General features: G+C 74.2%; 12 protein-coding genes. 8 read left to right on the forward strand and 4 right to left on the reverse strand.

Going from position 1 to position 12,289, the window contains the following annotated elements; all coding sequences use genetic code 11:
• Positions 1-5 precede the first annotated feature (5 nt).
• Positions 6-4,220, reverse strand: a complete 4,215-nt coding sequence (locus tag ACFWJB_RS01295) for a hypothetical protein (protein ID WP_386919514.1) — start codon at positions 4,218-4,220, stop codon at positions 6-8.
• Positions 4,221-4,228: 8 nt separating this feature from the next.
• Positions 4,229-4,585 carry a CU044_2847 family protein gene (locus tag ACFWJB_RS01300; RefSeq protein WP_386919516.1) on the reverse strand — a complete coding sequence of 119 codons (357 nt, stop codon included), beginning with the start codon at positions 4,583-4,585 and terminating at the stop codon, positions 4,229-4,231.
• A 206-nt stretch (positions 4,586-4,791) separates the two neighbouring features.
• On the opposite strand from ACFWJB_RS01300, the gene ACFWJB_RS01305 reads away from it, so the two are divergent.
• From ACFWJB_RS01305 to ACFWJB_RS01315, 3 genes are all read left to right on the forward strand, one after another.
• Positions 4,792-5,682: a GNAT family N-acetyltransferase gene (locus ACFWJB_RS01305; protein WP_386919518.1), complete on the forward strand. Its 891-nt coding sequence runs from the start codon at positions 4,792-4,794 to the stop codon at positions 5,680-5,682.
• A gap of 159 nt (positions 5,683-5,841) precedes the next feature.
• On the forward strand, positions 5,842-6,615 hold the full coding sequence (locus ACFWJB_RS01310; RefSeq protein ID WP_386919520.1) for a polysaccharide deacetylase family protein: 774 nt from the start codon (positions 5,842-5,844) through the stop codon (positions 6,613-6,615).
• 131 nt (positions 6,616-6,746) lie between these two features.
• On the forward strand, positions 6,747-7,331 hold the full coding sequence (locus ACFWJB_RS01315) for a TerD family protein (protein ID WP_385459916.1): 585 nt from the start codon (positions 6,747-6,749) through the stop codon (positions 7,329-7,331).
• A 133-nt stretch (positions 7,332-7,464) separates the two neighbouring features.
• On the opposite strand, the gene ACFWJB_RS01320 is transcribed toward ACFWJB_RS01315, so the two are convergent.
• A complete protein-coding gene (locus ACFWJB_RS01320; RefSeq protein WP_386919522.1) occupies positions 7,465-7,851 on the reverse strand; it encodes a BlaI/MecI/CopY family transcriptional regulator in 387 nt (128 codons plus the stop codon).
• Positions 7,852-8,013: 162 nt separating this feature from the next.
• Between ACFWJB_RS01320 and ACFWJB_RS01325 the strand changes: the two genes are divergently transcribed.
• From ACFWJB_RS01325 to ACFWJB_RS01345, 5 genes are all read left to right on the forward strand, one after another.
• Positions 8,014-8,589: a TerD family protein gene (locus tag ACFWJB_RS01325; RefSeq protein WP_385460005.1), complete on the forward strand. Its 576-nt coding sequence runs from the start codon at positions 8,014-8,016 to the stop codon at positions 8,587-8,589.
• Between the two features lie 83 nt (positions 8,590-8,672).
• The gene (locus ACFWJB_RS01330; RefSeq protein WP_385459912.1) at positions 8,673-8,936 is read left to right on the forward strand and encodes a GlsB/YeaQ/YmgE family stress response membrane protein; all 264 of its coding nucleotides are present in this window, start codon (positions 8,673-8,675) and stop codon (positions 8,934-8,936) included.
• 400 nt (positions 8,937-9,336) lie between these two features.
• Complete coding sequence (locus tag ACFWJB_RS01335; RefSeq protein WP_077796268.1) at positions 9,337-9,540, forward strand: cold-shock protein; 204 nt, start codon at positions 9,337-9,339, stop codon at positions 9,538-9,540.
• A 258-nt stretch (positions 9,541-9,798) separates the two neighbouring features.
• Positions 9,799-11,406 (forward strand): DEAD/DEAH box helicase, encoded by a 1,608-nt coding sequence (locus tag ACFWJB_RS01340; protein WP_385459909.1) that lies wholly within the window; start codon positions 9,799-9,801, stop codon positions 11,404-11,406.
• Between the two features lie 140 nt (positions 11,407-11,546).
• Positions 11,547-11,867: an SCO5918 family protein gene (locus ACFWJB_RS01345; RefSeq protein ID WP_385459907.1), complete on the forward strand. Its 321-nt coding sequence runs from the start codon at positions 11,547-11,549 to the stop codon at positions 11,865-11,867.
• Between the two features lie 37 nt (positions 11,868-11,904).
• Here ACFWJB_RS01345 and ACFWJB_RS01350 read toward each other — a convergent pair whose 3' ends face one another.
• Positions 11,905-12,267 (reverse strand): DUF952 domain-containing protein, encoded by a 363-nt coding sequence (locus tag ACFWJB_RS01350; RefSeq protein ID WP_385459905.1) that lies wholly within the window; start codon positions 12,265-12,267, stop codon positions 11,905-11,907.
• Positions 12,268-12,289: the final 22 nt, after the last annotated feature.

The following is a 12,289-nucleotide window of genomic DNA, read 5'->3' on the forward strand; positions in this document are numbered from 1 at the left end:
CGCCGTCACGCACCGTCGCACGGTGGTTCCGGCGGGGTGCCGGGCGGGAGGTGTTCGCGTTCCTCGGCGGTGAAGGCGCGGTCCGCGCGGGCGCAGAGGTCGTGGAACCAGGTGCCGGGGTCCAGGGCGTAGGCCGTGCGCCGGCCCGCGTCCTCCACGACCAGCTCGGTGCCCCGCAGGACCGCCGTGGAGTACGGCCCGCTCGGGATCGTGCCGATGCGGACGCCGGCGAGGTCCCACAGCCCGTATCCGACGCCCGCCTGGGATGTGATCAGCATCCCGCCGTCGGTGACCGCCAGGACTTCTACGGCCACGGAGACGGGGACGGGTGTGCCCACAGGGGCCTTCTTCTCCAGGTCCCACCGGTGCACCCTGCCGTCGTTGTGGGCCGCGGCCAGGTACCGGCCGTCCGGGGAGAACACCAGGTCGTCGGAGCCGATCCCTTCGAAGGCCCAGCCGACCTCGTCGCCCTTCAGCGGCGCCAGCCGGGTCCGGGTGCGCAGGTCCCAGAGCTGGATCGTGCCCTCGTCCGCGTCGTCGGGCGTCACCACGGCCACCTGCTCCGGGTGGCCCGGGCGGCTCACGATCCGGCTCCGGAGCGGAGGGAAGCCCCGGTTGCGCGGCGAGGGGTCCACCGCCAGCGGTTCGCCCGTCCGCACGCCGCGCTCCGGGTCCACCCGGAGCAGGGTGCCGGCCCGGGTCAGGGCGACCACGTCGCCGTCGGGCAGGGGCTCGACGGCGCCGGTGAACGTCCGCTCCTCCGTGGTCGCCGGGCCCTCGCCCGCCGGCACGTCGGTGCGGTGGGACGGCGCGTCGGCGTCGTACACGTGCAGGCGCGAACCGTCCTCCTCGACGAGCACGAGGTACCTGCCGTCCTGGGTCCAGACGAGGTTCGACCCGTACGACTCGAAACCGGCCGGCAGTGCGCCGGCCGTGGATCCCCCGTGCACGAGGTCCACCACCCGCACCTCGTCCTCCGCCAGCCGCGCGCTCCGGTCGCCGTCCGGCGACAGGACCGACGCCTCGTCTCTCTCCGAGGAGTCGGGCCGGGGCACGGCGGGCGCGTGGGCCACCACCAGGGTGTCCCCGACCGGGGAGAGCACGGTCAGCCCGCCCTCCTCCCGCCGCGCGACGGTGAGCGTCGTGTCCTGGTAGCCCGGCTCGTCGTCCAGGGGCAGCCGGGTGACGTACGTGTCGTCCGTGCCGCGTCGGCCGAGGGTCAGGTCGGCGTAACCGGCGTCGTCGTTCTCCGCCGTGTCGAAGCCGTAGGCGCCCGTGGCGTCGGAGCTCACCCACTCGCCGGGGGCACCGGCGGCCGGGATCTTCCGCAGCACGCGGCCCGTGCGCAGGTCGCGCAGCACGGTGCCGTCGGGGGTTCCGGCGTCCTCGGAGTCGGTGGTCGTGACCTCGACGGTGCCGGTGTCCTCGCCGAAACGCACGGTCTGGTCCCCGGCGGTCGACACCACGGTGTCCGCCACCGGGAGCGGCTTCAGGTCCGCGAGGTTCCAGGCGCCGAGCAGGGCCCGCGGCTCCACTCGTTCGTCGGCGGGGGTGTGGATGTCGAGCCACCGCAGCAGCCGGGTGCCGTCCGCGCTGAAGTCCAGTCCGGCCGAGACGATGTCGCCCTCGGCCGTGTGCCGTCCGCCGAGTTTCGCCGGCCCGCCGCCCTGTCCGTCCAGCCGCCACAGCCACACCGTGCCGTCGGGCATGGCGGCGGCGTAGTGCCGTCCGTCGGGGCTGATCGCGGAGTGCTGCTGGGTGGCGGGGACGCCGTCGAGCAGGTGGTGCCGCGGTGTGCCGTCGAGTACGCCGGTGACGACGGACACCTCGTACGGGTCCTTGCCGTCGGGCTTGGAGCGCACCGCGAGGGTGCCGCCGTCCGGGGTGGCGACCAGGTCTTGGACGCGGCCCCGCCACAGGCCGGTGTGCAGGCCGCGGACGTACCGGGTGCGGGCGTACTGCGCGAGCAGGGCCTCCCGCGCCCGCGGTGCGGTCCGGTCGGCGTGCCAGGCGGCGAGCGCCCACTGCACGGCCCTGCCCGGCTGCCGGGCCTGCACGCTGCCGGACTCCTCCGCGAGCGCGCGGGCCGCGAGGGTGCGCAGCTGGGTCCGGAGCTCGCTGCCGGTGTTCCATGCGACCGTGCCCAGCGTGCCGGCCACCAGCAGCAGTGCCGTCAGCAGCGCGCCTCCCGCCAGCAGCCTGCGGACCGTCCGCCGCGCGTAACGGCGGCCCGCCTCGATGTAGGCGCGCTCGTCCGCGGTCACGTCCTCGGGCAGCCGCTGGAGCCATTCCTCGGCCTCGGCGAGGGTCCGGCCGCGCTGGAGGGCGCCCGTCTCGCGGCCCTTCTCCTCCCAGCGCGCCAGGTCCGTGCGCAGCTGCTCCTGCCACTGCCGGAAGTTCCTGCTGTCGTCCAGCCAGGCGCGCAGCCGGGGCCACAGCCGGGTGAGGGCTTCGTGCGTGAGGTCGACGATCTCCGTGCCGTCGGCCGTCTCGCCGAGGACGACCAGCTTGCCCCGGGCGAGGCGGCGGGCGAGCGCCGCGGCGGCCGGGTCGAGCCCGGCGGCGGGTACGGCGCGGCGGATGTAGCCGCCCCGGTCGTCGGGGCGGGCCAGCTGCACGAACAGCCTACGGGCCAGGCCCTCGTCGGCATCGGGCACGTGCGTCCGGTAGGCGTCGTCCGCGTAGCCCACCAGCGTCCCGGTGACGCCGCCGAGTTCGTCGTAGGCGGCGTGGGTGAGCATGGAGCGTTCGCGCCGCTCCCAGAGCCGGGTGAGGGTGAACTCCACCAGCGGCATCCGGCCGGGCTCGTCCGCGGCGTCCTCGACGACGCGCTCGGCGAGGCCGGGCTCCAGCCACAGCCCCGGTACGGCGTCGACGGGGCCGGTGACCGCGCGGTGCAGGTTCTCCGCGTCGAGCGGGGCGAGGAAGAGGACCGCGTCGCTCAGGGAGCGGGACGTTCGGGAGGTCAGCAGGACGTCGAGGGACTCCTGACGTGCGGTGGCCACGACGCGCAGCCCGCGCCCCGCGCCCGGGTCCTCGGTCAGCGCGAGGAGGAGGCGGAGCAGGGTGCGCGCGGCCGCCGGTTCGGCGCCCGCGTACTCCTCGAGCTGGTCGACGACGATCAGGTGACCGGCCCGGCCGGCCCGCTCCTCGAGCGAGGCGCGCAGGGCGGCGACGGCGGGCGGGACGCCTTCGCCGTCCGCTCCGGCCGGGCCCGCGTACCCGCCGGACTCGCCGGACTCGCCGGACTCGCCGTCCAGCATGCGCGCCAGTCCCTCCGCCGCGCCGATCCGGTCGATCTCCCCGCGGTCCGGCTCCAGGACGGGTGCGAGCGCGTGCGCCAGCAGTGCCCCGGGCGGGCTGCCGGGCACGGGGCGCAGCACGGTCACCCCCGTGCCGTCCGCGCGCAGCCGCGGCAGCAGACCGGCGCGGATCAGCGAGGACTTGCCGCATCCCGAGGGGCCGACGACCACGGTGAGGGGACGCCCGGTGATCGACGCGAGGAGCCGCTCCACGTCGTCCTCGCGCCCGTGGAAGAACGCGCTGTCCTCCTCCTCGAACACGTCGAGGCCGCGGAACGGGCACGTGGGGCGCAGCACCTCCTCGTCCACGAGCGCGGCGGAAGGGACGAGGAACGCGGTGCCCGCCAGATCGCCGCGACCGGCCGCCACGGCCAGCCCGACGACCCCGCCCTGCACGTCGTCCCACACCGCCGCGCCGCTGTAGCCGTTGGTCACCCGCGGGCCACCGGGGCCGGTGTCCATCTGCACCCAGCCCGCGCCCTGGACGCTCCGCAGCGTGCCGGCCGCCCACACCCCGTGGTCGGCGCCGCCCGGGAACCCGTAGGCGCGGAAGGAGTGCCCCCACACGGACGTCCCGTCCACCAGGGGCACCGGCCGGGCGCCGGAGACGGGTGCGTCGAGGCGCAGCAGGGCCACGTCACCGGTGTCGTCGCCCAGCAGCGGCTGCCAGGACACGACCCGGGCGTGACGGGCCGGGACGCTTCCCCCCGCGTCCCGCGCGAGCGGGAACTCCACCCGTACGGTCCCGGAGGGCGGGGCCGCGGTGTCCCGCGGCAGCCCCAGCGCGTCCGCGACGACATGGGCGCAGGTGCAGACGACGTCGGCCGCCACGAGGAACCCCGCCCCCGCGATCCCGTCGGCGCCCTGTACGCGGGCGAGGCCCGACTCCAGCGCCGCTTCCCCCCGGAACGCTGACATGTACCCGATTATCCGGGGTCCCGGTTGTCCCATTCCAGGTGTACGGCGAAGTTGGCCTCGCTCGCCGCCCTGGCCACCACGACGCCCGCTTCCGCGGACAGTTTGATGCCGAACTCCACGCTCACCGTGTCGGGCCGGTTCGCCAGGCCCCGGACACTGTCGGCCACCGCCTCGACCGCGGGCCTGATGTGCGCGAGCGCCTCCTGGAGGGTGTGGGCCGAGTCCCGGACGACGGCCGACCCCCGGCCCACCCGGTCGACACCGCTCTCGTCCCGCCCGTCGACCTCGACCCGCACCGCGGTCCCGTCACCGAGCCGCATCTCCCCGATCCGCACCACGCGGCCCTCCGCACTCGACACCGTCACGCACCCGCACCGCATCAACTGGGCCAGTTTATAAGCCTTTTCACGGGTCGCACAGGTGCGGACGCCCAGGGTCGGCGCTCCCGCGATCCGGCGGAGCGAGGAAGTCAGTCGCGTCGCGCCCCGCCCGCCGAAATCCGCTGTCGCCCTCGCCCGCCGCGTGGTCGACTGGGGCCGCCCTCGTCCCGCCGGTCCCCTCGGAGCACCCCTTGTCCCTCCGCGTCACCGCCCTCGCCGATCCCGAACGCACCTCGTCCGGCCACCGCCTCGCGTGGCTGGCCGCCCGGGACGACGGCGAGCCCCTCGGGTCCGCGTTCCTGCGGGTGTTCACCCGGGAGGGACAGGAACACCTGGCGGAGCTCCAGGTGAACGTGCACAGCGCGGAGCGGCGCCGACGGGTCGGTTCGCGGCTGCTCGAGGCGGCGGTGGCCGCCGCGCGGGAGGCCGGCCGGAGGTCGGTGCTGGCCCAGGCCGACGCGGGGACGCCGGGCGATCACTTCCTCGCCGCACACGGCTTCCGCAGGGTGCTGGCGCTGACGTACGCGCGGCTCCCGCTGCAGGGGTGGGACAGCGACAGGGCGGGCGGGATCGACGCGGCGGCCCGGCGGCCGCACCCCGGCTACCGTCTCGTGTCGTGGCGCGGCACCGTCCCCGGGGAACTGGCCGAGAGCTTCGCCGCGTCGCGCCGCGCCATGGACGACATGCCCATGGACGACACCGACTACGGCGTCGTCGCCTGGGACGTCGAGCGGGTCCTGGCCGCCGCCCGGGCCGTCGCCGACCGCGGGGACCTGCTCACCACGGTGGCCGCCGTAGACGAGTCGGACGGCTCGGTCGTCGGCTTCTCCGAACTCGTCGTGCCGGGCGGCGGCGAGGGCGACGGGCTGCACTACGGCACCGGCGTGCTGCCCGAGCACCGCGGCCACGGCCTCGGCCACTGGATGAAGGCCGAGTCGATCCGCCTCGCCCGTGCCGACCACCCCGCACTCGCCGGCCTGGTCACCGACACGGCGGACAGCAACACCCACATGCGGGCCGTCAACGACGCCCTGGGCTACGTCCCCACGCACCGGGCCCTGGAGTACCAGCTCGACCTGTGACGCCGGGGCCACGATCCGCCCCCGCCCGCCGAGTTGTTCACGAATCCCCCCGGAATTGTCCGTGATCGGTAACGGACGCATCCCCCGGCCGCCGTTCGTCGTCATGCCAGGTGGACTCGAGGTGACCGAGACGGGCAACGGCGTGGAAGCGGGGCGGACATGGCACGGCACAGTGGCGGACGGGGCTGGTACGGCAAGGTCGTCGGGGCGGCGCTCGGGGTGACGATGCTCGCCGTCGGCGCCTCGGTGTGGACCGCGCAGGCCGACTCCGTGGGCGCCTCCTCGCCGGAGGCGACCGCGTCGGCCACCCCGGGCGAGGACGCCGGACACGTCGCCGTGACCATCGCGCACGCCTCGGACGCGGGGGCGAGCGGCGTGAACATCACCATCGACGACGGCCCCGACCCCGCCTGGACCCCCCAAGTGCTCGACGTGCTGCGGGAGTACGAGGTGAAGGCCACCTTCTGCATGACGGGCATCCAGGCGCAGGCCCACCCGGACCTCGTGAAGGACGTGGTCGAGGCCGGGCACAAGCTGTGCAACCACTCCGTCTCGCACGACACCTCCATGGACAAGAAGTCCGAGGCGTACCAGGCCAAGGAGATCCTCGACGCCGAGCGCATGATCACCGAGGCGTCCGGGGGCGTCCGCCCGGTGTACTACCGGGCACCGGGCGGCGCCTTCACCCCGTACAGCCGCAAGCTGGCCGCCTCCCACGGCATGCGCCCGCTGGGCTGGAACGTGGACACCAAGGACTTCGAGCGGCCGGGCACGGACGCCATCGTCGCCACCGTGGAGCGGGAACTGCCCAACGGGCCGACGCTGCTCTTCCACGACGCCGGCGGCGACCGCTCCCAGACCGTCGAGGCCCTGCGCCGCATCCTGCCCTGGCTCAGGGAGCAGGACCGCGCCTTCGGCTTCCCGGTGCGCTGAACCTCCCGGCCGACGACCGCCCGGCCCGCCCGACGGCGGGCGGAACCGCGCGAATCCGACCCGTCGTCCCGGAATCGCCGGGTGCCAGGCAGACTTTGCGTAGTAGTTACCTGACGGAGGAGGACGCGCGCATGATCACGCTCACCAAGGAAGACGGCCCGGCGGACCTGGACGGAGTGACCCACCTGTCCATCGGCGTCTCCTGGGACCCGACCGCCGGAAGCAGCGGCGGAGTGCTCGGCAAGCTGCGCCGCAAGTCCGGCACCGACCTGGACCTGATCGCCATCGCCATGCAGGGCGGGGACCCGGTGCGCCTCGCCGGGATCGACTCGCTCGACCCGATGGGCAACGGTTCGCTGCTCCACAGCGGCGACAACCAGACGGGGCACGGGGACGGGGACGACGAGACGGTGACCGTCGAGTTCGCGCGGCTCCCGGCGGTGATCACGTCGATCGTCTTCGTCGCCGCCGCCTACAAGAAGGGCAGCTCCTTCCAGAAGGCCCGCAACGTCAGCTTCAAGGTCTACGACGCGACCGGCGGCAGCACCCAGCAGGTCGCCGACATCTGGCCCAGCATGCTCAGCCAGGACAACGGCTGCGCCGTGGCCAAGGCCGTGCGGGTAGGCGGTTCCTGGAAGCTGGAAGTGATCAACGAGACGGGGAAGATCAAGCAGGGGGACGAGCACGCCCTGATGCGTTTCGCCGTCAGCAAGTAGTGCCGGCGCGGCGGGCGTTGCCCTCGGGCGGGGCGCGGCGGGGCGGATCCGGGGTGCGGGGGCCGCTGGGAGTGCCCGCGCCGGGGGCGCTCCCGCCCCGCCCGTCCGCCCGGTCCCGGGCGGACGGGCGACGTCAGTCCTCCTCCGCGGCCCGCGCGTCGCCCAGCAGGTCGCGCAGCAGCCGTTCGTCGGCCGGGTCGAGGCCCGTCACGAAGCTCGCCAGCACCGCCCCGCGGTCGCTCTCGGCGTCCAGCACCCCGCGCATCCGGCGCGCGGCCAGACCGGCCTGGTCCGCGGCAGGCGTCCAGGCGAAGGACCGGCCCGCGCGCTCCCGGCTCACCGCGCCCTTGTCCAGCAGGCGGGTCAGGATCGTGACCACGGTCGTGTAGGCCAGGTCCCCGCCCAGGCGCTCCTGCACCCAGCCGGCCGTCGCCGGACCCTCCGCCCCGCGCAGCACCGAGAGCACCAGCGCCTCCAGCTCGCCCTGCCCCCGTCGCCGGGGACGCCGGTCATCCGCCACGCCCGCACTCCCTTCTCTCCGCCGCCGCCCGTTTCCGGGCGGACATCGTATAGACGCCCCGTGCCGGGCGGACCGCCCGCCCGACATCTTCTACATTGCTGTAGATTCGAGACCGTGTCCGCGCCGTGGACCACGACCGCACTCGCCGAGAAGGAGTACGCAGTGGGAGTTTCCCTGGCCAAGGGTGGCAACGTCTCGCTCAGCAAGGAGGCGCCGGGCCTGACCGCCGTCCTGGTCGGCCTCGGCTGGGACGTGCGCACCACGACCGGCACCGACTACGACCTCGACGCCTCCGCGCTGCTCCTGGACGCCTCGGGCCGGGTGCCCACGGACGGGCACTTCGTCTTCTACAACAATCTCACCAGCCCGGACGGATCGGTCGAGCACACCGGCGACAACCTCACCGGCGAGGGCGAGGGCGACGACGAGAGCGTCAAGGTTGACCTCGCCGCCGTCCCGGCCGGCATCGAGCGGATCGTCTTCCCGGTCTCCATCCACGACGCGGAGAACCGCGGCCAGAGCTTCGGCCAGGTCCGCAACGCCTTCATCCGGGTCGTCAACCAGGCCGGCAACCAGGAGATCGCCCGCTACGACCTCTCCGAGGACGCCTCCACCGAGACCGCGATGGTCTTCGGCGAGCTCTACCGCCACGGCACCGAGTGGAAGTTCCGCGCCGTCGGCCAGGGCTACGCCTCCGGGCTGGCCGGCATCGCCGCCGACTTCGGCGTCAACGTCTGACGGCGGGCGCCGCTCCCCTCCGGACTGCACGCGCTTCGAACGGGCATCCGTAAGGACGAGATAAAACCACCCGAGGGGCAAGCATGGAGATATCAGGCATCATCAGCGCCGTCGTGATCGGCATCGTCATCGGCGTCCTGGGCCGGCTCGTCGTTCCCGGACGTCAGCGCATCGGCATCCTGTGGACCATCGCGGTCGGCATCGTCGCCGCCCTCATCGGATCGGCCCTCGCCGCGGCCTTCGGCGTCGCCGACACCAACGGCGTCGACTGGGTCGAGTGGCTCATCCAGATCGTCCTCGCGGCGCTCGGTGTCGCCGCCCTCGACCGGGCCAAGGCCCGCCGCTGACGGGCTCCGCCTCACTCTCGCGGCCGGTGTGCTCCTTGTCTCGGCACGGGACGGCGACGACGCCCGCGGCGTCTCCCGTGCCGAGACGGACACCGGTGCCCCGTGACGCCGTCGGCGGAGGTCAGGGCGCCGCGAGGGACGAGGACGCCGGCGGACCCTGCGTTCGGGGCGGAGCAATATCTGTGACCATGACGGGAGATACCGGCGTCACGCGCCGGGAATATTCCCCTCCCGGCCCTCCGGGGCGGGATTATCCCCAGCGCCCGGCCGATCACGGCGTGCTACTGTCGATGGAAGTTGCAGTAGTGGTTGCCTGAAGGTTTTTCCGACGGGGTGATCATCGCGGCGACCGGGGCGCGCACAGGGCGGGCTCCGAGCACCGTTTCCGAAGGAGATTCAAATGGCTACCGGTACCGTGAAGTGGTTCAACGCCGAAAAGGGCTTCGGCTTCATCGAGCAGGACGGCGGCGGCCCCGACGTCTTCGCCCACTACTCGAACATCAACGCCCAGGGCTTCCGCGAGCTGCTGGAAGGCCAGAAGGTGTCGTTCGACGTGGCGCAGGGCCAGAAGGGCCCGACGGCCGAGAACATCGTTCCCGCCTGACGCTCACACACACTTCGCAGCTGGGGCCCGCACCTGAAGGGTGCGGGCCCCAGCTCGCGGCGTTTCAGGGCGTGAATCCGAATTCCCGCGATTTACTCCGTCCCTGACCATTCCATTCTTTTCGATTCACCCGATTCTCCCGGTCCCACGGCCCACTCGCGCCGAATCCGACCGGGGCCGGCTCGTTCTTGCGATTCCCTGCGCTGCTCCAACGCTGCGGGACTCCCTCGATACGTGCCGTATCAAGGAAGGTTCCGCATGAACCGCACACGCACGAACACCCGATCCACCCGTACGCGCAACGGGGCCCCGGCCTCCGGCAAGGGCGGCGGCCGGTACTCCGAAGGGGCCGGGCGGTCCGGCGGCCCGCGCCGCTCCCAGGGTTCCTCCGGGCGCCGGCCGGCCGCTCCCCAGGGCGAGTTCGCGCTGCCGAAGACGATCACCCCGGCGCTGCCGGCCGTGGAGGCCTTCGCCGACCTCGCCATGCCGCCGGCCCTGCTGGCCGCGCTCGGCCGCGAGGGCGTGACCGAGCCGTTCCCGATCCAGGCGGCGACCCTGCCCAACTCGCTGGCCGGCCGTGACGTGCTCGGCCGCGGCCGTACCGGGTCGGGCAAGACCCTCGCCTTCGGCCTCGCCCTGCTGGCCCGTACGGCGGGACGCCGTGCCGAGCCGCGGCAGCCGCTCGCCCTCGTGCTCGTCCCCACCCGTGAACTCGCCCAGCAGGTCACCGACGCGCTCACCCCGTACGCCCGCGCCGTGGGACTGCGGTCGGCGACCGTCGTCGGCGGCATGTCGATCGGCAAGCAGGCCGGCGCCCTGCGGGCGGGGGCCGAGGTCCTCGTCGCGACGCCCGGACGCCTCAAGGACCTCATCGACCGGGGCGACTGCCGGCTGGACGACGTCGAGATCACCGTCCTGGACGAGGCCGACCAGATGACCGACATGGGCTTCATGCCCCAGGTCACCGCCCTGCTCGACCAGGTGCGCCCGGACGGGCAGCGGCTGCTCTTCTCCGCCACCCTCGACCGCAACGTCGACCGGCTGGTGAAGCGCTACCTGACGGACCCCGTGGTCCACTCCGTCGACCCGTCGGCCGGCGCGGTCACCACGATGGAGCACCACGTGCTGCACGTGCACGAGGCGGACAAGCACCGCACGACCACCGAGATCGCGGCGCGCGACGGCCGGGTCATCATGTTCCTCGACACCAAGCACGCCGTGGACCGGCTGGTGAAGCACCTGCTGAGCAGCGGCGTCCGCGCGGCGGGCCTGCACGGCGGCAAGTCCCAGCCGCAGCGCACGCGCACCCTCGCCCAGTTCAAGGACGGACAGGTCACCGCGCTGGTGGCGACCAACGTGGCGGCCCGCGGCATCCACGTCGACAACCTGGACCTGGTCGTCAACGTCGACCCGCCCAGCGACCACAAGGACTACCTGCACCGGGGCGGCCGTACCGCCCGCGCGGGCGAGTCCGGCAGCGTCGTCACCCTGGTCACCCCCAACCAGCGGCGCGACTTCAGCCGGCTGATGGTGTCGGCCGGCATCACCCCGCAGATCACCCCCGTCCGGTCGGGCGAGGAGGAACTGACCCGCATCACCGGCGCGCAGGCACCGTCCGGCGTTCCCGTGGTCATCGCCGCGCCGGTCGTGGAGCGTCCCCGGCGCGCCGCGTCCGGGGGCTCCTCGTCCCGTGGCCGCCGTGGCCGCGGCGGCGGCGCGGGCCGCGGCGCGCAGGGCGGCGGCACCGGCCAGGGCCGCGCGGGGCAGGGCCGGTCCGTGCAGGGCGGCTCCGGCCAGGGGCGGCCCGCCGGCGACGCTCCCCGGCGCCGGCCGCGGCGGCAGTCGACCGGCGACTCGGCGGCCTGAGTCCGGCGGCGCGACCGGGGCCCGGCACCGGGTCCCGCCGCGCGGCTCTCCCCCACCCGGGGGCCCGCCCGGTCCGGCCGCACGGCCGCCAAGAACGCCACACCCCCTCCCGATCCCTCTCCGCTCCCCTGTGAGGCCTCATGCGCTGCGTCATCGCCCGGTACCCGTTCGACCTGACCAAGGACGGGGTGATCAGCTCGATGAAGGGCATCACCCCCGAGCCCATCACGGGTGAGTCCGTGACCATCGGCCGCCGCCGCTACCCCGTCAAGCAGGTGGGCGCGGTCGTCACCCGCCAGGACCGCCGCGACTTCACCGGCGGCGAGGTCACCCGGGCCATGGCCCGGCTCGGCTTCACCTGCCACCCCGACCCCGCGGCCGTGCCCGCGCCCGCGCCCGCCGCCACCGCGGTGGAGACCGCGTCGGCACTGCTCGGCGGCGCCTCCGAACAGGACGGCTGAGCGGCACCGGCACGCGGAACGGACGAGGGCCCCGGCGTCAGCCGGCGGCGGCCAGACCGGCCGCCCGGCCCTCGTCGTCCCACCGGACCTCCAGGATCCGCACGACGGCGTCCCGGTCGACCGGGCCGAACACGTGCGGGAACAGGGTGCCCTCGGCCACCCCGGGCGGCGGGGCGGGAGCCGCCGCCTCCCACACGCACGGCACGGTGAGCCGCTCCTCGTCCACGACCAGGGCGAGCAGCGGCCGGGGAGCCGTGCGGTAGAAGGCGTCGACGACGGCGAGGGTCGTCGCCTCGTCCGGGGAGCAGTGGACGAACCCCTCCGCGGCGAGGGACGCGGGCGCGTACGGCCGGCCGGGATCGGCGTCCCAGTCGGCGAGCGGTACGACGTGATAGATCATCGTCCGATTGTCCCAGCGGCAC

This window comes from Streptomyces sp. NPDC127100 (assembly GCF_042724095.1).
In the GTDB taxonomy this organism is placed as follows: domain Bacteria; phylum Actinomycetota; class Actinomycetes; order Streptomycetales; family Streptomycetaceae; genus Streptomyces.

What these genes read in the sequence shown, in the direction of transcription:
- ACFWJB_RS01295 (WP_386919514.1), bottom strand. Translation starts at nt 4,220, where the DNA reads ATGTCAGCGTTCCGGGGGGAAGCGGCGCTGGAGTCGGGCCTCGCCCGC.
- ACFWJB_RS01310 (WP_386919520.1), top strand. Translation starts at nt 5,842, where the DNA reads ATGGCACGGCACAGTGGCGGACGGGGCTGGTACGGCAAGGTCGTCGGG.
- ACFWJB_RS01315 (WP_385459916.1), top strand. Translation starts at nt 6,747, where the DNA reads ATGATCACGCTCACCAAGGAAGACGGCCCGGCGGACCTGGACGGAGTG.
- ACFWJB_RS01330 (WP_385459912.1), top strand. Translation starts at nt 8,673, where the DNA reads ATGGAGATATCAGGCATCATCAGCGCCGTCGTGATCGGCATCGTCATC.
- ACFWJB_RS01335 (WP_077796268.1), top strand. Translation starts at nt 9,337, where the DNA reads ATGGCTACCGGTACCGTGAAGTGGTTCAACGCCGAAAAGGGCTTCGGC.
- ACFWJB_RS01340 (WP_385459909.1), top strand. Translation starts at nt 9,799, where the DNA reads ATGAACCGCACACGCACGAACACCCGATCCACCCGTACGCGCAACGGG.
- ACFWJB_RS01345 (WP_385459907.1), top strand. Translation starts at nt 11,547, where the DNA reads ATGCGCTGCGTCATCGCCCGGTACCCGTTCGACCTGACCAAGGACGGG.
- ACFWJB_RS01350 (WP_385459905.1), bottom strand. Translation starts at nt 12,267, where the DNA reads ATGATCTATCACGTCGTACCGCTCGCCGACTGGGACGCCGATCCCGGC.